The sequence below is a fragment of the Paraburkholderia dinghuensis genome, from assembly GCF_003837865.1.
GTDB classification, from domain to species: domain Bacteria; phylum Pseudomonadota; class Gammaproteobacteria; order Burkholderiales; family Burkholderiaceae; genus Paraburkholderia; species Paraburkholderia dinghuensis.
On sequence record NZ_RQIS01000002.1, the window covers coordinates 370,531 to 388,722 of the forward strand.

Annotated in this window: 18 protein-coding genes; 11 read left to right on the top strand and 7 right to left on the bottom strand. The window is 63.6% G+C overall.

Annotated elements, in window-relative coordinates; genetic code table 11:
* The first annotated feature begins 255 nt into the window (after positions 1-255).
* Together D1Y85_RS04515 and epsC are read left to right on the top strand one after the other, a co-directional pair.
* Positions 256-489 carry a hypothetical protein gene (locus D1Y85_RS04515; protein WP_124149828.1) on the top strand — a complete coding sequence of 78 codons (234 nt, stop codon included), beginning with the start codon at positions 256-258 and terminating at the stop codon, positions 487-489.
* A 135-nt stretch (positions 490-624) separates the two neighbouring features.
* Complete coding sequence (gene epsC, locus D1Y85_RS04520; protein WP_124149829.1) at positions 625-1,554, top strand: serine O-acetyltransferase EpsC; 930 nt, start codon at positions 625-627, stop codon at positions 1,552-1,554.
* 50 nt (positions 1,555-1,604) lie between these two features.
* Here the strand turns inward: epsC and folE are convergent, their stop codons facing one another.
* Positions 1,605-2,264 (bottom strand): GTP cyclohydrolase I FolE, encoded by a 660-nt coding sequence (folE, locus tag D1Y85_RS04525; RefSeq protein WP_124149830.1) that lies wholly within the window; start codon positions 2,262-2,264, stop codon positions 1,605-1,607.
* Positions 2,265-2,744: 480 nt separating this feature from the next.
* Here folE and D1Y85_RS04530 point away from each other — a divergent pair, with 480 nt between their 5' ends.
* The 5 genes from D1Y85_RS04530 to pcaC all read left to right on the top strand — a co-directional run bounded on the left by D1Y85_RS04530 (position 2,745) and on the right by pcaC (position 6,771).
* A complete protein-coding gene (locus D1Y85_RS04530; protein ID WP_124149831.1) occupies positions 2,745-3,446 on the top strand; it encodes a 3-oxoacid CoA-transferase subunit A in 702 nt (233 codons plus the stop codon).
* An 11-nt stretch (positions 3,447-3,457) separates the two neighbouring features.
* The gene (locus D1Y85_RS04535; RefSeq protein WP_124149832.1) at positions 3,458-4,117 is read left to right on the top strand and encodes a 3-oxoacid CoA-transferase subunit B; all 660 of its coding nucleotides are present in this window, start codon (positions 3,458-3,460) and stop codon (positions 4,115-4,117) included.
* Between the two features lie 91 nt (positions 4,118-4,208).
* Positions 4,209-5,588 carry a 3-carboxy-cis,cis-muconate cycloisomerase gene (locus D1Y85_RS04540; protein ID WP_124149833.1) on the top strand — a complete coding sequence of 460 codons (1,380 nt, stop codon included), beginning with the start codon at positions 4,209-4,211 and terminating at the stop codon, positions 5,586-5,588.
* 5 nt (positions 5,589-5,593) lie between these two features.
* Positions 5,594-6,385, top strand: coding sequence for a 3-oxoadipate enol-lactonase (pcaD, locus tag D1Y85_RS04545; RefSeq protein ID WP_124149834.1), 792 nt, complete (start codon positions 5,594-5,596; stop codon positions 6,383-6,385).
* Positions 6,382-6,771: a 4-carboxymuconolactone decarboxylase gene (gene pcaC, locus D1Y85_RS04550; RefSeq protein WP_124149835.1), complete on the top strand. Its 390-nt coding sequence runs from the start codon at positions 6,382-6,384 to the stop codon at positions 6,769-6,771. Before pcaD ends, pcaC begins: the two co-directional genes overlap by 4 nt.
* 124 nt (positions 6,772-6,895) lie before the next feature.
* Here pcaC and D1Y85_RS04555 read toward each other — a convergent pair whose 3' ends face one another.
* Entirely contained in the window at positions 6,896-7,144 is a 249-nt protein-coding gene (locus tag D1Y85_RS04555) for a hypothetical protein (protein WP_124149836.1), read from the bottom strand.
* Between the two features lie 230 nt (positions 7,145-7,374).
* Positions 7,375-8,703 carry an omega-aminotransferase AptA gene (aptA, locus tag D1Y85_RS04560; protein WP_124149837.1) on the bottom strand — a complete coding sequence of 443 codons (1,329 nt, stop codon included), beginning with the start codon at positions 8,701-8,703 and terminating at the stop codon, positions 7,375-7,377.
* A 148-nt stretch (positions 8,704-8,851) separates the two neighbouring features.
* Between aptA and D1Y85_RS04565 the strand changes: the two genes are divergently transcribed.
* Positions 8,852-10,255: an aminotransferase-like domain-containing protein gene (locus D1Y85_RS04565; protein ID WP_124149838.1), complete on the top strand. Its 1,404-nt coding sequence runs from the start codon at positions 8,852-8,854 to the stop codon at positions 10,253-10,255.
* Between the two features lie 6 nt (positions 10,256-10,261).
* Here D1Y85_RS04565 and D1Y85_RS04570 read toward each other — a convergent pair whose 3' ends face one another.
* Positions 10,262-10,879, bottom strand: coding sequence for a LysE family translocator (locus D1Y85_RS04570; RefSeq protein ID WP_124149839.1), 618 nt, complete (start codon positions 10,877-10,879; stop codon positions 10,262-10,264).
* 312 nt (positions 10,880-11,191) lie between these two features.
* On the opposite strand from D1Y85_RS04570, the gene D1Y85_RS04575 reads away from it, so the two are divergent.
* Positions 11,192-11,596 (top strand): DUF302 domain-containing protein, encoded by a 405-nt coding sequence (locus D1Y85_RS04575; RefSeq protein ID WP_124149840.1) that lies wholly within the window; start codon positions 11,192-11,194, stop codon positions 11,594-11,596.
* A gap of 96 nt (positions 11,597-11,692) precedes the next feature.
* Here the strand turns inward: D1Y85_RS04575 and D1Y85_RS04580 are convergent, their stop codons facing one another.
* From D1Y85_RS04580 to D1Y85_RS04590, 3 genes are all read right to left on the bottom strand, one after another.
* Entirely contained in the window at positions 11,693-11,977 is a 285-nt protein-coding gene (locus tag D1Y85_RS04580; protein WP_124149841.1) for a hypothetical protein, read from the bottom strand.
* Between the two features lie 767 nt (positions 11,978-12,744).
* Positions 12,745-14,103: a tetratricopeptide repeat protein gene (locus D1Y85_RS04585; protein WP_124149842.1), complete on the bottom strand. Its 1,359-nt coding sequence runs from the start codon at positions 14,101-14,103 to the stop codon at positions 12,745-12,747.
* 164 nt (positions 14,104-14,267) lie between these two features.
* Positions 14,268-15,824 carry a tetratricopeptide repeat protein gene (locus tag D1Y85_RS04590; RefSeq protein ID WP_246024776.1) on the bottom strand — a complete coding sequence of 519 codons (1,557 nt, stop codon included), beginning with the start codon at positions 15,822-15,824 and terminating at the stop codon, positions 14,268-14,270.
* Between the two features lie 518 nt (positions 15,825-16,342).
* On the opposite strand from D1Y85_RS04590, the gene D1Y85_RS04595 reads away from it, so the two are divergent.
* Together D1Y85_RS04595 and D1Y85_RS04600 are read left to right on the top strand one after the other, a co-directional pair.
* On the top strand, positions 16,343-17,116 hold the full coding sequence (locus D1Y85_RS04595) for a tetratricopeptide repeat protein (RefSeq protein ID WP_185218905.1): 774 nt from the start codon (positions 16,343-16,345) through the stop codon (positions 17,114-17,116).
* Positions 17,117-18,181: a tetratricopeptide repeat protein gene (locus D1Y85_RS04600; RefSeq protein WP_124149845.1), complete on the top strand. Its 1,065-nt coding sequence runs from the start codon at positions 17,117-17,119 to the stop codon at positions 18,179-18,181.
* Positions 18,182-18,192 lie beyond the last annotated feature (11 nt).

Here is an 18,192-nt window from a genome sequence, read left to right on the forward strand (position 1 = left end):
TCTCGCAGTGCTCGGGCCGGGCTCGGGCCGGGCTCGGGCCGGGGTCAAGCGCAAGGCGGTTCGCCAGGAGAACGACTTCGACGATTTTGCTTTTTTTCTTTGGATCGTCGTTTTTCCTCGGAGTATGATCCTCTTTCATCGAGTTGGCGCGCTGTCAATCAACGGCCTGAGCGAAAGGCCGTGCTGTGACTTTGCGGCACGAACCTGGACGCGCCCACCGAAAACGGACATGGCAGTCAGGGGCGGATGACTCACATGCACTTCGACGCTGCATTCACGCATCGCGGCTACCTGCTCAATTGCGCACCGGCGCGCGCCGGCGACGGTAGCTGGCAACCTTATGTCGTGATCTCCCGTTCCAGCGACGGCGAACTGGTTGCCAATCGTTTTTTTCCTGCCGACCTGCGATTCGGCGATGAAGGCGCCGCCATTGCGCACGCGCGCGACTGGGCCGTACGCTGGATCGACGCGAGCAGCGTCACCCTTTAGAGCGGCGCGCGCCGCGGGTTTCGGGCCGGTTCCGGTTGGGCGCCGTGTCGAGGGTGCCCGGGCGAACTTGTGCAAAACGCGGTAATCTCCGGGGTCTGTACACTCCCGCGCGGCTCTTGTTGCTGCTGCTTCATCATGTCAAACCCCGCTTCCCCCGACTGGGGTCTTGCGCAGATCGTTGCCGATCTGCGCGCGTCGCGCGAAGAACTGCATCGCACGCGCCATCCGCTCGGCATCCGCGAGTTGCCCTCGCGTGACGCCGTGGTCAGCATCGTTGCGGGCCTGCGTGCCGCGCTGTTCCCCACGCACTACGGCGCACCGGACCTGACTGACGAGAGCGTCGACTACTACGTCGGTCATACGCTGGAAAGCACGTTACGTCTGCTGGCGGAACAGATCCGGCGTGCACTACGCTTCCTGCCGGAAAACGCCGAAGCTACCGAAGAGGTCCTGCGCACGCGTGCGTTTTCTATTGCGCGCGATTTCGGCAAGCAGTTGCCGGCCATTCGCGCACTGCTGGTGAGCGATATCCAGGCTGCCTTCACCGGCGACCCGGCCGCGCAGCACACCACCGAGATACTGCTGTGCTATCCGGGGGTATGGGCGATGACGCATCATCGGCTCGCGCATGCGCTGTACCGGGCCGGTGTGCCCTTGCTGGCGCGCTTCATCAATGAGATCGCGCATTCGGCCACCGGCATCGACATCCATCCGGGCGCGCAAATCGGTTCGAGTTTCTTCATCGATCACGGCACGGGCGTCGTGATCGGCGAGACGGCGATCATCGGCGAGCGCGTGCGCCTGTATCAGGCCGTGACGCTCGGTGCGAAGAGCTTTGCCGCGGAACCCGACGGCACGCTGGTGAAAGGAAGCGCGCGCCATCCGATCGTCGAGGACGACGTCGTCATCTACGCGGGTGCGACCATTCTTGGTCGCGTGACGATCGGGCGCGGATCGGTGATCGGCGGCAACGTGTGGCTAACGCATAGCGTGCCGCCAGACAGCAGCGTGCGGCAGGGCAAGATTCGTGAGATCGAACGCGGTGACGAAGGCCAGTTGACGTAACGGAGGGCGCACGCACGGTGCGCCTCCCGTTTCCTTTGCGGATGACCGGCTCAGCTGTTGGGAACGGACATCACCGCGGAATTTCCGACGATGGCGAGAAATTCTCGACGCGTCGACGGGTCGGTCCGGAAGGTGCCGAGCATGCGCGACGTGACCATCTCCACACCGGCCTTGTGCACGCCGCGTGTGGACATGCATTGATGCGCTGCCTCGAGGATCACGCCCACGCCCTTGGGCTGGAGCACCTCGTTGAGCGTGTCGGCGATCTGTGCGGTCATTTTCTCCTGGATCTGCAGACGCTTCGCAAAGGCGTCGACGAGCCGCGCCAGCTTCGAGATGCCCACCACACGATGCTCAGGCAGATACGCGACATGCGCACGGCCGATGATCGGCACCATGTGGTGTTCGCAGTAGCTCTCGAAACGGATGTCTTTTAGCACGATCATTTCGTCGTAACCATCCACTTCCGAAAACGTGCGTGACAGGATCTCGCGTGGATCCACCGCGTAACCTGCAAAGAACTCCTCGTAGGCGCGTGTCACACGTGCAGGTGTGTCGATCAGGCCTTCGCGCGACGGGTCATCACCCGCCCAGCGCAGCAGCACGCGCACGGCGTCCTCGGCTTCAGCGCGTGAGGGGCGCTCCGCGGCCACCGGGGCCGGCTGCGATTTCCGTTTTTTTGACTTTTCTGCATTCTTCTCGTCAGGCATACCTCGGCTCCTTTCATGTGGTCGGCGCGTTTGCGCAGCGCGTACCACGAACGCGCATTGTTTCACGTTTTCAGCGGGCTCGTCGGGCACTGGTTTATTTACGTCGGTCACGCTGCGAGGGCGTCGTTGAGCACTTGCGCGGCCGCGGTCCGGTCGGACGGCGCAAGCACGGACCTGGACCGGCACACCATGAAGTCGGCTGCAACTGCCCGGAGGCTTGCCTTGACAAGCGCGCGAGTACACATCCGATGTTGCGCGCCGACCAACGCTAAATGGTGGAGGTTTTTATAAAGTCAGGGTCACTTATCTGGACGCTTTCCGGATTGCCTTTCGTCTCAGGGTGATGCCACCTTGACAGCCCGCTGGGGCGACTCCGATAATTCGCTGGAAGTTCTATATACGAATCTGTGTTCGCATATAGAACTTTGTCCATCGAACGGCAGACTTCTGCTGTCGAGCTCGCCGCTTTCGGGAAGAGGCATGATCAACAAGATTTTCGACTCGCTTCAAGCGGCCGTCGCCGATGTGCATGACGGCGCCACGGTGATGATTGGCGGTTTCGGCACGGCGGGTATGCCGTCCGAACTGATCGACGCGCTCATCGAGCAGGGTGCGCGCGATCTCACGATCGTCAACAACAACGCCGGCAACGGGGACATCGGACTGGCCGCGCTGTTAAAGGCGAAACGGGTGCGCAAGATCATCTGCTCGTTCCCTCGCCAGGCCGATTCCCACGTCTTCGATGCGCTTTACCGCGCAGGCGAAATCGAACTCGAACTGGTGCCGCAGGGCAATCTGGCGGAACGCATTCGTGCAGCGGGCGCGGGCATCGGAGGCTTTTTCACGCCCACGGGCTTTGGCACGAAGCTCGCCGAGGGCAAAGAGACGCGCTTGATCGACGGCCGCCAGTACGTGTTCGAGTTGCCGCTCCACGCCGATTTCGCGCTCATCAAAGCGTACAAGGGCGATCGCTGGGGCAACCTCGTCTATCGCAAGACGGCGCGCAACTTCGGCCCGATCATGGCGAGTGCGGCGAAGGTCGCGATTGCGCAGGTGTCGGAAGTCGTGCCGCTCGGCGAACTCGATCCCGAAGCGATCGTCACGCCGGGAATTTTCGTGCAGCGCGTGATCGAGGTGCCGCAGCCGGCGCATCAGCTGCAGCAAAACTGCCACGCAGCGTGAGGAGGTAAGCCATGAACCGGTTGAATCGCGACGAAATGGCCCAGCGCGTGGCCCAGGATATCCCCGAGGGCGCGTATGTGAATCTCGGCATAGGCGTGCCGACGCTGGTGGCCAACCACCTCGATCCTGCCAGGGAAATTTTCCTTCACAGCGAAAACGGCGTGCTCGGCATGGGCCCCGCACCTGCGTCCGGCGAGGAAGACGACGAACTGATCAACGCGGGCAAGCAGCACGTCACGCTGCTCACCGGTGGCGCTTTTTTTCATCACGCCGATTCGTTTGCGATGATGCGCGGCGGTCATCTCGACTATTGCGTGCTTGGCGCGTTCCAGGTTTCGGTGAACGGCGATCTCGCGAACTGGCATACTGGCGCACCGGACGCCATTCCCGCCGTGGGCGGCGCGATGGATCTCGCGATCGGCGCCAAGCAGGTCTTCGTCATGATGGAACTGCTCACGAAGCAGGGCGAAAGCAAGCTTGTCGCTGAGTGTTCGTATCCGGTGACCGGCATGCATTGCGTGGACCGCGTGTATACCGACGTCGCTGTGTTTGACGTGACGCCCAACGGGCTTGCCGTGCGCGAGATTTATTCCGATATCGGCTTCGACGAACTTCAGAGGCTGGCTGGCGTTCCGCTCATCGATGCCACGCAGGCCGAGTGCGCGGCATAAATGCCGGCACGGCACGGTATCAAACGACTCGCGTCGCGAGCGTCGCACCGAGTGCGTTTCGACGCATGACTTTTTCCCTTGTCCGAGCACCATGACCGAACGCCTGACGAGCCTGATCTGCGCAACCGAGCCGATGAACGCCGTCTGGTCGCCGCGTGCCACGCTGCAGCGCATGCTCGATGTGGAAGCGGCGCTCGCGTGCGCGTCGGCGGTGCACGGCGTGATTCCGCAAGCCGCCGTGCCCGCCATCGTTGCCGCGTGTGATGCGGAGCAGCTCGACGCCGAAGCGCTCGCGCGCGATGCGGCTTTGGGCGGCAATCTGGCGATTCCACTCGTCAAGCAGCTAACCGCGCGCGTGAAAGCGGCCGATCCCGAAGCATCGAAATACGTGCATTGGGGCGCAACGAGCCAGGACATCATCGATACCGCGACGGTGTTGCAGCTGCGCGATGCCCTCGGCCTGATCGAGGGCGGGCTCGATGGGTTGTGCGCCACGCTCGCCGCACTCGCACGCGCGCATCGTGCGACGCCCGCCGTGGGCCGCACCTGGCTTCAGCAGGCGCTGCCGGTCACGCTGGGCCTGAAATTCGCGCAATGGCTCGACGCCATGCTGCGCCACCGCGAGCGTCTCGCGGCGCTGCGTGAACGCGCGCTCGTGCTGCAGTTCGGCGGGGCGGCGGGCACGCTCGCCAGCCTGCGCGATGCGGGTCCGGCGGTCAGCGCGTCGCTGGCGAAGGCGCTGGCGCTCGCCGAGCCCACGCTGCCGTGGCACACACAGCGCGATCGCATTGCTGAAGCCGCTTCGTTTTTCGGCATGCTAATCGGCACGCTCGGCAAGATCGCGCGCGATATCTCGCTGCAGATGCAGACCGAAATCGGCGAACTCGCCGAACCCGCGGCGGCGGGCAAGGGCGCTTCATCCACGATGCCGCACAAGCGCAATCCCGTCGGCTGCGCCGCCGTGCTCACTGCCGCGACGCGTGCGCCGGGGCTCGTCGCGACGGTCTTCGCGGGCATGGTGCAGGAGCACGAACGCGCGCTCGGTGGCTGGCAGGCCGAGTGGGACGCGTTGCCCGATCTCGCGCGTCTCGCGGGCGGTGCGCTCGCACATATCGAACAGATTGCCGGCGGGCTCGAGGTCAACCCCGAGCGGCTCGCAGCGAATCTCGACGCCACGCACGGCCTGATTCTCGGCGAGGCCGTCATGCTCGCGCTCGGCGATAGCATCGGCCGGCTCGACGCGCATCATCTCGTCGAAAAGGCATCGAAGAACGCTGTGCAGACCGGTCGCACGCTTCACGAGGTACTGGCAGACGATCCCGTTGTCACGAAGCACCTCGACGCCGCGCGTCTTGCGGCGCTGCTCGATCCGGCAAACTACACGGGCGAGGCACAAGCGTTCGTCGACGCGGTGCTCGCGTCGTATGCGCAATCCGTTGCAGCTTCTTCATCGCAGACTCACGAGGAGTAATTCGCATGCCTTATGCCGCAGTCAACGGCACGAAACTGTTCTATCGCATCGACGGCGTGGCGAACGTCACGGCGCCGTGGCTGGTTTTGTCGAATTCGCTCGGCAGTGACGTATCGATGTGGACGCCGCAACTCGCCGCGTTTTCGAAGCACTTCCGCGTACTGCGTTACGACACGCGCGGCCACGGCCATTCGGATGTGCCGCCGGGTCCATACACGATCGCGCAGTTGACGCTCGACGTAATCGGCCTCTTCGATCACCTCGGCATCGAGCGCGCGCACTTCGTGGGCCTGTCGATGGGCGGGCTGACCGGTGTGGGCCTCGGCGCGCGTTTTGCCAGCCGCATCGACCGCCTCGTGTTGTGCAACACAGCTGCGAAGATCGGCTCGCCCGAGGTGTGGGAGCCGCGCGCGGCGCGTGCGCGCAACGAAGGCATGCTCGCGCTCGCCGATTCCGTGCTGTCGCGTTGGTATACAACGCAGTTCGTCGAGCGTAATCCGCTTGTACTCGCGCAGGTGCGCGACGTGTTCGTGCATACCGATGCCGAGGGCTACGCGTCGAACTGCGACGCCCTCAATGCCACTGACCTGCGCGGCGAAGCCGGCTCGATCGCGGCGCCGACGCTCGTGATCTCCGGCGCGCACGATCTCGCCGCAACGCCGGCGCAAGGCCGCGAACTCGCGGAGTCCGTGCTGGGCGCGCGCTACGTCGAGCTCGATGCGGCGCATATCTCGAACGTCGAGCTGGCCGGCGCGTTCACGCAGACCGTAGTCGATTTCCTGCTGGAGGCACGATGACTGAAGACGAACGTTACGAGGCGGGCCTCGGCGTGCGGCGCGCGGTGCTGGGCGATGCGCACGTCGATCGTTCCATCGCGAACCGCACTGAACTCACCGGGGAATTCCAGCAACTCATCACGCGATATGCGTGGGGCGAGATCTGGACGCGCGAAGCTTTGCCGCGTCACACGCGCAGCCTGCTCACGATCGCGATGATGGTCGCGCTCAATCGCAGCGAAGAACTCGCGCTGCATCTGCGCGCCGCGAAGAACAACGGCGTTTCGCGCGACGAAATCAAGGAAGTGCTGCTGCAAACGGCGATCTATTGTGGCGTGCCTGCGGCGAACTCGGCGTTCCACCTCGCCGAGCGCGTTTTTAGCGAAGAGGATGGTGCGCAGGCCTGAGCCGCTTGCCCGGCGGGGCTTCGCCGGGTGCGGGCGATTTGATGCGCGGCGTTCGATCCAGGTACGACATTGGCGCGACTCGCGATCCACAGACGCCGGGCCCACGAGGCGCGCCGTTTTTCGTTCACTCTTCCGGCTCGCCCTCAGCAACATAGCGACGCAGCGTGGCGAGCAGGGCGGCTTCTTCGGCCCGGCTGGCGGCGTCGCTGGCCGAGCCCGCTTCGCGTTCTTCGCCGAACATGGAAGTCGGCGCGTCGAACGTCTCGATTTCCTGACCATCGCGAAACACGCGGATTGCGCCCGTGTTCTGTAAATACTCGGCTACCCAGTGGATGCCTTCGATATGTGTCCCTACGCGGATCGGCGATTTCATTCGACTTCCTCCACGAGCCGCATCAGGGCGGCATTGCATCGTTAGTAGTCTAACGATACGCCGTTGGCGCGCGTTGCGCTTCCCCGTCGAATGGGAATCCGTGCGGGAACCGTTGCCGCGAAACCGGCGGTGCAGCGAAAACGGCCCGTTTCCGGGCCGTTTTGCGCTTTTAGATCGGCGCGACGTCTGCGCGTCGTAGACGTCGCGCGCGCCTGACGCATCGCACTACGTCACTGCACGGCGGCGAGCGCGTTGCGCACGGTGTCGAAGATACGTTCGATCTGCTCTTCGCTCACGATCAGCGGGGGCGAGAACGCGAGGATATCGCCGGTGAAGCGGATCAGCACGCCCGCCTCGAAGCACTTGAGGAACGCTTCGTAAGCTCGCGCGCCCGGCGCGCCGCTGCGCGATTCGAGCTCGATGCCACAGACGAGGCCGAGATTGCGAATGTCTTTCACATGCTTCGCGTCGCGCAGCGCGTGCGCGGCCGCTTCGAACTTCGGCGCAAGTGCGTGAGCGCGCTCGAACAGGCCTTCGCGGCGGTAAAGGTCGAGCGTGGCCACGCAGGCCGCCGCAGCGAGCGGGTGCGCCGAGTACGTGTAGCCGTGAAAGAGTTCAATCGCGCCGGGTGCGCCGCTGTTCACGATCGTGTCGTGGACCGCGCGGCTCGCGGCGACGCCGCCCATCGGCACGGCGGCGTTGTTGATCGCCTTTGCCATCGTGAGGATATCGGGCGTCACGCCGAAATACTCGCTGGCCGTCGCTTTGCCGAGGCGTCCGAAGCCCGTGATGACCTCGTCGAAAATCAGCAGGATGCCGTGCTTCGTGCAGATCTCGCGCAGGCGCTGCAGGTAGCCTTGCGGCGGAACCAGCACACCGGTCGAGCCCGCTACGGGTTCGACGATGACGGCGGCAATCGTCGATGCGTCGTGCAGGGTGACGAGCCGTTCGAGATCGTCGGCGAGATGCGCGCCGAAGGCTGGCTGGCCCTTCGAGAACGCGTTGTGTTCGAGGTCGTGCGTGTGCGGCAGGTGATCGACCGCGGGCAGCAACTGGCCAGAGAACGCCTTGCGGTTGGCCACGATGCCGCCGACCGAAATGCCGCCGAAACCCACGCCGTGATAGCCGCGCTCGCGGCCGATCAGCTTGGTGCGCTGGCCTTCGCCGCGCGCGCGGTGGTAGGCGAGTGCGATCTTGAGCGCCGTGTCGACCGACTCGGAACCCGAGTTCGTGAAGAAGATGCGGTCGAGTCCGGCGGGCATCAGCTCCGCGACCCGGGCCGCTGCTTCGAACGCGAGCGGATGGCCCATCTGGAACGGCGGTGCGTAGTCGAGCGTCGCGGCCTGCTGGGCGATCGCGGCGACGATTTCATCGCGCGCGTGGCCCGCGTTCACGCACCACAGACCCGCGCTGCCGTCGAGCAGTTCACGGCCGTCGGTGGTGCGGTAATACATGCCCTTGGCCGATGCGAGCAGGCGCGGCGCTGCCTTGAACTGGCGGTTTGCAGTGAACGGCATCCAGAACGACGACAGATCGTCGATGACGGGGCGCGAAGTCATGCGGTCTCCTCCTGAGGTTGGTACCTGAAACTGTAGCGTTCCCGCTTGAACGGCGGCATAGACAGTCTCTATACTGCGCAGATAACCGTGCTGGACTATCTCCGTCAACTGTATTGGTTGCTGCGCGCCGCTGGCGCGTCCATCCCCGATGATCGAATTCGAACTGGAACGCGGCCGCCATGCGGCTTCCACCCTCGTTGAGCAAGTCGTGAGCGCTTTTGCCCGGGCGATCGAGGGCCATTCGCTGCGCGCCGGCGCGCTGCTGCCATCGGTGCGGCAACTCGCGCGAACGCATGACCTCTCGACCTATACAGTTACCGAAGCTTATAACCGTCTGGTTTCGATGGGATTTGTGACCGCGCGGCGTGGTTCCGGTTATCGCGTGGCTGCGCGTACACAGGTCGCGCACGCGAGTCCGGCGCTCTGGCAGCCGCCCACGCTCACGGCGACGTGGCTGCTCTCGGACGTCTTCGCGGACCACTCCGTGCCGATCAAGGCCGGTTGTGGCTGGATGCCGAGCGAGTGGATCAACGAAACCGGCCTTCACCACGCCTTGCGCGCGACGAGCCGCGTGCCGGCCGCGCGGCTCGGCGATTACGGCCATCCGTATGGTTTCGCGCCGCTGCGCGAACGCATCGCCGCGCAGCTCGATCGCCACGGCCTGCCGGTGGAGGTGAGCAACGTACTGCTGACCCAGGGCGCCACGCAGGGCCTCGATCTCATCGTGCGCACGCTGCTGCGTCCCGGTGATGCGGTGCTCGTGGAAGACCCGGGGTACTGTAATCTCCTGCAGATTCTCAAGCTCGCCGGTCTCACGGTCCACGGTGTGCCGCGCACGCCTGCCGGGCTCGACATCGATGCGCTGGAGCGCCAGGCCGCCGCGCATCAGCCCAAGGCGATCTTCGTGAACACGACGCTGCAAAACCCCACGGGCACGACGTTCACGATGGCGAACGCGTTTCGCCTGTTGCAGATCGCCGAACGCCAGCGGATGTGGGTGGTCGAGGACGACGTGAGCCGCGAACTCGCGGGCGCGGGCGCGCCGCTCTTCGCCGCGATGGAGGGCTTGCAGCGCGTGCTCTACGTCGGCGGGTTCTCGAAGACGGTGACACCTTCGCTGCGCTGCGGCTACGTGGTTGCCGAGCGCGACGTGCTGCGCGAACTGGCGCGCGCGAAGATGGCGGTGGGGCTCACGTCGTCGGAGACAATCGAGCGCATCGTCGACAAGGTGCTGCTGGAAGGGCGCTATGCCCGCCATGTCGAGCTCGTGAACGAGCGCCTCAAGGATGCGCACCAAACCGTGGAGGCGCGGCTCGATGCGCTCGGTCTCGAGATCTTTCATCGCCCGCGCGCCGGGCTCTTCGTCTGGGCGCGCCTGCCGGTCGAAGCGACGCGCGCAGGCGCGATCACGACGGCAGCGTTGCGCGACGGCATCTGGCTTGCGCCGGGCTCGTATTTCCGGCCCGACGACGAAGCCAGCGCGTGGTTCCGGTTCAACGCGCCTTATTCGATGGACGATGCGTTGTGGCGGTTTATCGGGCGTGTGCGTTGAACGGCATCACAGTCCGATCATGTGCGCGAAGAGCGGATACATCGACACGACGAGCGACACGGCCATCGCGATGTTGAATGCACGCAGCCGCAGCGGATTCGAGAGAAAGTCCCGCACGCCGCTGCCGAAGGCGGCCCACACGCAGACGCACGGCAAGCCGAGCACATAGAACAACGTGGCCATGATGACCGTGTTGACGCCGAAATCGGCGGACAGCCGGATCGTGGTGGCGGCGGTGAGCACCATCATCCATGCCTTTGGATTGACCCACTGGAACGCGATCGCTTCGTGAAAGAGCATCGGCCGACGCTCGCCGTCGCGAACCTTAAGTTCTCCAGACGATCCGATCTTCCACGCCAGATAAAGCAGATATGCCACGCTTGCGACTTCCAGCGCATTGTAGAGCGCCGGAACGCGCTTGAGCGCTTCACCGAGGCCGAAGCCAACCGACAACATCAGCACGACGACGCCGGCGCTGATGCCAAGCATGTGCGGTATGGTGCGGCGAAAGCCGAAATTGACGCCGGACGCGAGCAGCATGGTGTTATTCGGGCCGGGCGTGATCGACGTGGCGACGACGTATAGCATGCCGGCGGGAAGGGCGCTGAGCAATATGGGCGACATGACGCAAGACTCCGGGGTGACGATGCCGGGCCAGTGTATCTTCGGAATTCGGTACAGTACCGGTACAGTTTAAAGTGTGTGTGGCGGTACGGATTGGGGACGGTTGTACGGGAAGTGTCCGGCGCAAAGCGCGACGGCATTGGCTTTGCGCGAGGGCCGCGACCGGCCAGCGGACGAGACGTGCGGCCGGGCTTCAGCCGACCGCGTTCTGGTCTACAGTCTGGTGCAATGCAACGCCTGGCGTCCTTGCAGCCGCGCGATTCGTTCGATCCCGTGCCGTGCGCACACCTGCCTCCATGAAGGAGCTTCGCCATGACCGGTCATGCGCAACATCCCTCATCTGTCTTGACGCTCGTGAGCGCCTACGACCTCGACACGACCATCGCGAAGCTCAAGACCGCGCTGGTGACTGCGGGCGCCACTGTCTTCGCCGACGTGGACCAGCGCGAGGCGGCGGCACAGGCTGGGCTCGAACTGCGCCGCACGCGGCTCATCCTGTTCGGCAATCCGAAGGCGGGCACGCCGGTGATGGTCGCGAATCCGCATGCGGCACTCGAATTACCGCTGCGTCTCGTGGTCTGGGACGATGACGAGGGGCGCACGCACGTGGACTATGCCGATGTCACGCAGACGCTCGGCCCGATCTACGGACTCGACGCCGGACTGCTCGCGCCGCTGCAGCGCGTACCAGTTCTGCTGCAGGGCGCCTTGCAGTAACAGACTGCGCCGGTACGTCGTTACGACACCGGGCCCGGCGGCTGCGCGCCTGTTCGTTGTTTATCGATGCAGCAGCCGGGTCCATAGACTCGCGCTTCAATGCCCGGCAGGGACTTCGCAGGTCGAGTTCGGCCAGCAAAACTTGCCTGTGTGTGTGCGCGTGGTCGACACGCGGGTGCCGGACATGCCGTGCGTGTCGGCTGCGCCGCCGTACGACATGTCGGTGGTGGCCTGGGCCGACATGTCTGCGTTCTGGGTCATGGCCTGACGCGCTTGTTCTTCCGCGACGGGTTCGGTCTTCGACCTGGAATGCGCGGTGCCGGGCGCCCCACCGGCCACTGCTGCGATGCATAAGGCGATCAGCGCCAAACGGATCTTCATTTCCACACTCCTTCTTCGACGCGCCGTGCGCGACTACGCGCATCGCTCACCTGCGGCGATACCGGACGGCGCGCGAGAGGTACGCGAGAGGCACGTGCCCTCGTGTCTCGCGCATTCGAAAGGAAAGTCGGGATGCCGGCTCGATGGCCCGGCTGCCGAACGTGTTAACTGACTACTCCACGGGCATGCGCCCACGCAATTGGGGGCGGCACAGCGCGGCGCGTCGCAAGATGGGGGAGAGCTGAGGGCGCAGAGATTATCCGCACTGCACTTCCAGTTATAGCTTGCGCATGGGGGAGTGCAATAGCAGCACGCACAGGTGGATTGCCTTCGAATATGAATCACAGGGTGAAGGCTAAAGGGGAGTGCGTTGTGCGGTTTGCTTGCGATGCCGTAAAGCGCTCGTCCTGATGTCTGGTGCACTTCACTAACGCTAATGGCGTGACGGCACGGGTCAACGGGTGTCGACCTTTATGGTTGGGTTGCCGTTGGTGACGGCTGCTGCATATAGAAGCTGGACGGCACGCCGCCGCTGCACATCACACGGCCATCGCCACAACCTGCCATGCGCACGGCCACAGAAATAGCCGTCGGCAACGTCTTCGATACGGTGATCTGCCGGACGTTTTCTGGACGAGTTGGAATTTGCGTGAATGGCTTCCAACGGAGAATGGAGGTCCTCAATTAGAGTTGGTTCACGCAGGTGAACCACGCCGGGAAACGTGGGGGGTGGTTGGTCCAGCCTTATGCGGGTCGCCAGGGGTGGCTCATCGTGCGCGTGCCTGTACCACCCATCCCCGCAGTGCCCCTGCGACCTCGCCGATCACAGCGTCCCACGCGCCTGGCTCCGGCTGCCGGAACAGGCGCATCGTGCCCGGATACCATGGTGAATCGGTGCGTTCGTGTAGCCAACGCCAGTCACAGTCAAAATTCAGAAGCACCCAGCACGGCGTACCCAGTGCCCCGGCAAGGTGCGCGATCGATGTGTCCGTGGTCACCACCAGGTCGAGGTTGCGCATAAGTGCCGCTGTATCGGCGAAGTCTCCAACGTCACCCATGAGGTCGAATGACCGTTGTGCCTCAGGCAACTCACGCCATTGCGCGCGCTTGTCCGGGTCTTTATGCAGCGATACGAATGCCACATCCTGTAAAGCAAGCAGCGGGCGGTAGAGGCACACATGGGGGAGCGAGCGCCGTTCGTCCATTAGTTTCGCGTGCAAGTCGTCTGCGCGACGTTTCCCCGCGCTAACCAGACCGACGCGCGGCAGCCCCGCCGGCAAGCTGCGCTCGAGACGCCGGCCCCAATGCCTGATCTGCGCCGATCGTACGCTGAGGTATGGTCGTTGCGCGGCGAGACTGTCGGGTGTCACGTCAAGACGAAGCGGCACGCTCGACAGGTAGCACCAGTAATCGGCCTTCCGGAGGTCGACGTGTTCGTCGGTGGACTTCAGCGTATCGATCTCGCGCGCGCTTTTGAACAGCGTCTTTAGCGCAGGCGGACACACGAGCGTGACGTGTCCCAGTCCACGCGCCTTCAGTGCCGGCATGAAACGCACGTACTGGATTGCATCACCGAATCCATAGTCGCACTGCACGACGAGCGAGCGATCTTCAAGCGTCTCGCCTTGCCATTCGGGGAGCAGACTGGCCAATATCGAGCGGGGCTCGCCGGGGCCACGGTGGGCCATGAAGTACTCGGCATGCGGCCAACCTTCGCGATACCGGCCGAGCTTGAGCAGAGCCATGCCCAGCATGAGGCGGCCACCCGGCAGCGCGGGCGCCAGCGCATATCCGCGCAATAGTGATTTTGTGGCCTCGTCGAGGCGGTTTAGTGACAGCAGCGCGCCACCCTCGTTGTACTGCGCTTCGGCGTTGTCTGGATCGAGCTCGATGGCTTCCCGGAAGCATTCAAGCGCTTCCTCCACGCGCTGCACCGCCATCAGCGCCGTGCCACGCGCGTTTTGCACAGCGGCCGAGAGCGGACGCTGTCCGGCTGACTCGGGACTGTCCGTTTGTGCTTCGGCGATCCGATCCTGTCCTGGCACCAGGAGTTCGGGACTGCGAGTCGCATCGGCGATGTCCTGACGGATTTCGGGACCCTGCGGGTCGACTACGGGCTTCTTCATATCATCACCATGGCAGGATCAGCATCTGCCTGCAACAGTAGCCGTATCGCGCTTCGTGAAGGCCGCGCGGTGAGGCACCGCTGGATCGGCAAGCATCGAAAGCAGTTCAGTGTGACCTGCTTATGTCAGGTTCTGGTTATTTCGCGCAAAACTACGAAGGTGCACTACGGCAGGACGCGCTGCGTACGTATCTTGTGCGCAGCAGCCAGACTCCGCAGATCTTGCGTTACTGTTTCGAGTACCGGCTCCCAGTGGGCAAATTCGTGCTGACGATACAGCGTCGCGGTCGGATACCATGGACTGTCGGTCCGTTCGAGCTGCCAGGGCCAGTGCGGGTTCGCGTCGAGCAATACCCACGTGCGCTGGCCGATCGCGCCGCTCAAGTGTGCGACCGACGTGCAAACCGTAATGACGAGATCCAGCGAGTCGATAAACGCTGCCGTATGGTCGAACGTTGCGAAGCTGGCGGTCAGGTCGACGAGGTCGAGGCCGGCGTCCCTGGCTGCTGAAACGTCTGCAGCGGCACCCGGTTGCAGCGAATAAAACACCACGTCCTGCAGGTCGTGGAAATGGGCCGCGTAACGTTCCCAGCCGACGCGCCGACACGCGTTTCGCCGATGCGTCAGGCTTCCGGTCCATGCGAGGCCGACTTTCAGGCGTGGCTCCGCCGCCAACTGTGTTTTCCAGGCGGCGTGCAGCGTCGGGTCGGACACAAGCCAGGGGCCGGTGGACTGGATTGTCGCTTCGTCGAGCTTGAGCGCAAACGGCAGGCTCATTAGTGGGAACTCGTAGTCGCAGGCCGGGAGCGATTCGATTCCGCCGCCGACCGTATAGCCGTCGACATGCCGGCCGAGACTGCGCACAAGCAGGTTGCCCACCTGCGGAAACGAGTTCCATATGATGCGGCCGCCCTGCGCGTGGACACGTTCAGCCAGCATGGGGATGAAGCGGCAGAACTGCAATACGTCGCCGAAACCTTGCTCGCCCCACACGAAAAGCGTCTTACCTTTGAGCGATTCGCCTCTCCAACGCGGCACAGGAAAAATGGGGCGCGCCCCGCGCAGTTCCATTGCCCCTAGCCAGCGATCCTCGAAACCCGGCCAGCCTTCCGCGTAGCGGCCTTGCATCAGGTGCAGGATGCCCTGGTTGAAACGATACGTCGCGTTGTCCGGATCGAGGCTGCACGCCGTCTTTGCGTATTGGTCGGCTTCACTCCAGCGTTGTGCGTCCTTCAGCGTGAGCGAATGGTTGTTCGCTGCGGCCGCATTGCCTGGTGCGAGTTCCAGTGCACGGACACCTGCGGCGTGCGCTCCTTCGAGATCGTGTCGTTCGCGTCTCGCATTGACAAGATTGATCCAGGCGTTCACTTCTTCGGGGTTCGCTGCCACCGCTTCTTCCAGTAGTGCAAAGGCCTCTTGCAGATCCCCGTGCGACATGCGGATGGCGGACGCAAGGTTATTGCGCAGTTGCGGGTATTCCGGGTCGACGGCTAATGCCCGGCGATAAGCGACCGTGGCTTCGGCATGTCGACCGGTTGACTGCAGGGCGTACCCAAGGCCGAACTGGAGTGTCGGGGCGTCATAGCCGAGCCGCGTAGCCAGTTCACCGAGTTCGACGGAGAACCAGGGTTGGCCCACACGAATGAGTTCATCCATCAGTTCAACGATTGCGGATGTGTCCGTATCGTGCAAATAGGCGGCAGCCTTCAGCCAGATGGCCATTGCTTCGGATTGGCCAGCATTCCTGGCCTCCGCTGCGTGTCTCAGAAAAGTGAGAAAGTGCGGGGGAAGGCGGGGTTCAACGGAACGTAGATCCTGCATTGCGGTTCGACCGGGTGACGATGTGCCGCGCCTGAAGCGTGCAGCTTACGGCTGTTGGCAACAGGGCGTCTCGAATCATTGGGAGTTTGCTGATTATGTGGCGTCGTATGCCTGTAGCCAAAGAAAGGCGTATGGAAAATTGATGGCTATCAGTGCGAGCAATAGTTAATGATGCTTATCGAAGTCTGCGCTTGTTGGGCGTTCGTTATACTTCCAGCACGCGTTATCGCAGTCTGCTCGTACGACTGCTTCGCGTTACCTGTCGGCCAACCCTGAATTGCGGCGGTCGTTTTTTGTCAGGGACGTAACGTCGGGTCTTAGATGGTAGTTCGCGCTCCAGTGCGAACGGGGATGTGGAATACAACCCCAAATCCGCGACGGCATTCCTGACAGCGATTCAGTCGCGATGGAATATGCAAATGAAGACGAGCGACGTTGACGCAATCTCGAGCGACTATCAACGGTGCATGGAGCAGTTTGCGACCGGCGACCACGCCGCTGCTGAACGCGGTTTGCGCGCTCTGCTCGACAAACATCCCGATATTGCCGAAGCCTGGTACCACCTGAGCCTCCTTCTGTCGTTCCGGAAGGACAGCCACGGCACGGAGGCTGCATTGCGAGAGGCGCTCGCGCGGGCGCCGGATCTGGCGCAGGCGCATAACAACCTCGGGCGTCTGCTGATGGATTCCGGCCGCTTCGAAGAGGCCGAGGCGGAATTTCGCGCTGCGGTTGCGCATGGTCCGAGCCTCGTGGAAAGCCACTATAACCTCGGCTTGCTGTTGCTTCGCGCGAATCGCCGGACCGAGGCGGAGGCCTTTCTGTATCAGGCAATTTCCCTGCAGCCGGACTTTGCGGCCGCATATATCAATCTGGGCGCTCTATTCCTCTGTAATGGACGTCTCGATCAGGCGCAGCGGAGCCTGATACGGGCGCTTGAGCTGAATCCGGACTCTCCGGCGGCTCATCTGACACTCGGCTCGGCGCTGCTGGCCTCCGGCCGCGTCGACGAAGCGATTGAGCATCTGGCGCAGGGTGTGAGGCTCGAGCCCGATAATGAGGGAGGAAGGCATCAGCTGTACTCCGCGCTGCACCGAGCGGGGCGCCCGACGGAAGCGGAAGCGTTGTACCAGGGCACTCCGACCGGAACTACCGGGAGCCACCGTCAACGCCGCGACAAAAAGGAGGGCGCCTGAATGGTCCCGAAACGCACTGACACGGCACGTACTGTAGAGCAGGAATCCAAAGCGAATCTGGCGCGTGAGGTATCCAGCGACGATCGCACGCAGGATGTCGCCATGATTAACTCAGAGGCGCTTCACTGCATCGCCGCCGCCCGTTTCCACGAGGCACACGACCTGCTGGCGCGGGCGCGTCAGGCACAACCTTCCGACCCCGTAACGCTGTGTAATCTCGGTCTGCTGTTTGCATGCGAGGGCAAGGCCGAGTCTGCGCAAGAGTTTTACCGGAATGCGCAGGCGCTTGCGCCCGACCTGGTCGAGGCCTATTTCAACAGTGCCGTGCTTCATCACCGTTGCGGAGAATTCGAAGCAGCGCAGGCCGCCTATCTGCGCGCGCAAACGCTTCGACCGTTCCATCCGGAGATCAGCTTCTGCCTCGGTTCGCTATACCGGGAGGTTGGCCGTACCGACGACGCGGTACGCGCGTTTCGCCGGGCCATCGAACTCCGAAACGATTATCCCGAAGCTCATCACGATCTGGGTATCGTCCTGATGAACGAGGGCGTGCTGGACGAAGCCGAACAGTGCTTTCGCCATGCGCTCAAGCTAAGACCCGGATACGTCGACGCGCTTTACAACCTCGGGCTCCTGCTCGAGAGGACGCAGCGCCGCGCGCAAGCAGTCGATGTTTTGCGCGAGGCCCACGAAGCCGAGCCGGCGCGATCAGACATTTGCAACAATCTTGCGATACTGCTGATGCGCGATCCCAGCACACTGGAGGAAGCCGAGACGCTGTTGCGGGGTCTGGTCAAAAGCGATCCGGATCACCCGGAGGCGCACGCGAACCTCGGTTGCCTGCTGCGGGAGAAGGGAAATTCTGCTGAGGCCGAGCCCCTGTTGCGCCGGGCACTGACGCTGCACCCCGAAGCGGCTGAACTGCAGGAGCAACTGGGCATGCTGTTGCAGGAGACCGGGCGCTTCACTGCGGCTAAAGAGGCCTATCGTCGGGCGCTGGCGCTCCGGCCCGGGCTGGTCAACGCACAACGGTTCCTCGACAAGCTCACGAAGCGTCCTTCCTGACGGCCGGGCGC

Coding starts and splice junctions, on each gene's coding strand:
- D1Y85_RS04575 (WP_124149840.1), top strand. CDS start 11,192: ATGACCGGTCATGCGCAACATCCCTCATCTGTCTTGACGCTCGTGAGC.
- D1Y85_RS04580 (WP_124149841.1), bottom strand. CDS start 11,977: ATGAAGATCCGTTTGGCGCTGATCGCCTTATGCATCGCAGCAGTGGCC.
- D1Y85_RS04540 (WP_124149833.1), top strand. CDS start 4,209: ATGACCGAACGCCTGACGAGCCTGATCTGCGCAACCGAGCCGATGAAC.
- D1Y85_RS04590 (WP_246024776.1), bottom strand. CDS start 15,824: ATGGCCATCTGGCTGAAGGCTGCCGCCTATTTGCACGATACGGACACA.
- D1Y85_RS04565 (WP_124149838.1), top strand. CDS start 8,852: ATGATCGAATTCGAACTGGAACGCGGCCGCCATGCGGCTTCCACCCTC.
- pcaD (WP_124149834.1), top strand. CDS start 5,594: ATGCCTTATGCCGCAGTCAACGGCACGAAACTGTTCTATCGCATCGAC.
- D1Y85_RS04555 (WP_124149836.1), bottom strand. CDS start 7,144: ATGAAATCGCCGATCCGCGTAGGGACACATATCGAAGGCATCCACTGG.
- D1Y85_RS04530 (WP_124149831.1), top strand. CDS start 2,745: ATGATCAACAAGATTTTCGACTCGCTTCAAGCGGCCGTCGCCGATGTG.
- aptA (WP_124149837.1), bottom strand. CDS start 8,703: ATGACTTCGCGCCCCGTCATCGACGATCTGTCGTCGTTCTGGATGCCG.
- D1Y85_RS04585 (WP_124149842.1), bottom strand. CDS start 14,103: ATGAAGAAGCCCGTAGTCGACCCGCAGGGTCCCGAAATCCGTCAGGAC.
- folE (WP_124149830.1), bottom strand. CDS start 2,264: ATGCCTGACGAGAAGAATGCAGAAAAGTCAAAAAAACGGAAATCGCAG.
- pcaC (WP_124149835.1), top strand. CDS start 6,382: ATGACTGAAGACGAACGTTACGAGGCGGGCCTCGGCGTGCGGCGCGCG.
- D1Y85_RS04515 (WP_124149828.1), top strand. CDS start 256: ATGCACTTCGACGCTGCATTCACGCATCGCGGCTACCTGCTCAATTGC.
- D1Y85_RS04600 (WP_124149845.1), top strand. CDS start 17,117: ATGGTCCCGAAACGCACTGACACGGCACGTACTGTAGAGCAGGAATCC.
- D1Y85_RS04570 (WP_124149839.1), bottom strand. CDS start 10,879: ATGTCGCCCATATTGCTCAGCGCCCTTCCCGCCGGCATGCTATACGTC.
- D1Y85_RS04595 (WP_185218905.1), top strand. CDS start 16,343: ATGAAGACGAGCGACGTTGACGCAATCTCGAGCGACTATCAACGGTGC.
- D1Y85_RS04535 (WP_124149832.1), top strand. CDS start 3,458: ATGAACCGGTTGAATCGCGACGAAATGGCCCAGCGCGTGGCCCAGGAT.
- epsC (WP_124149829.1), top strand. CDS start 625: ATGTCAAACCCCGCTTCCCCCGACTGGGGTCTTGCGCAGATCGTTGCC.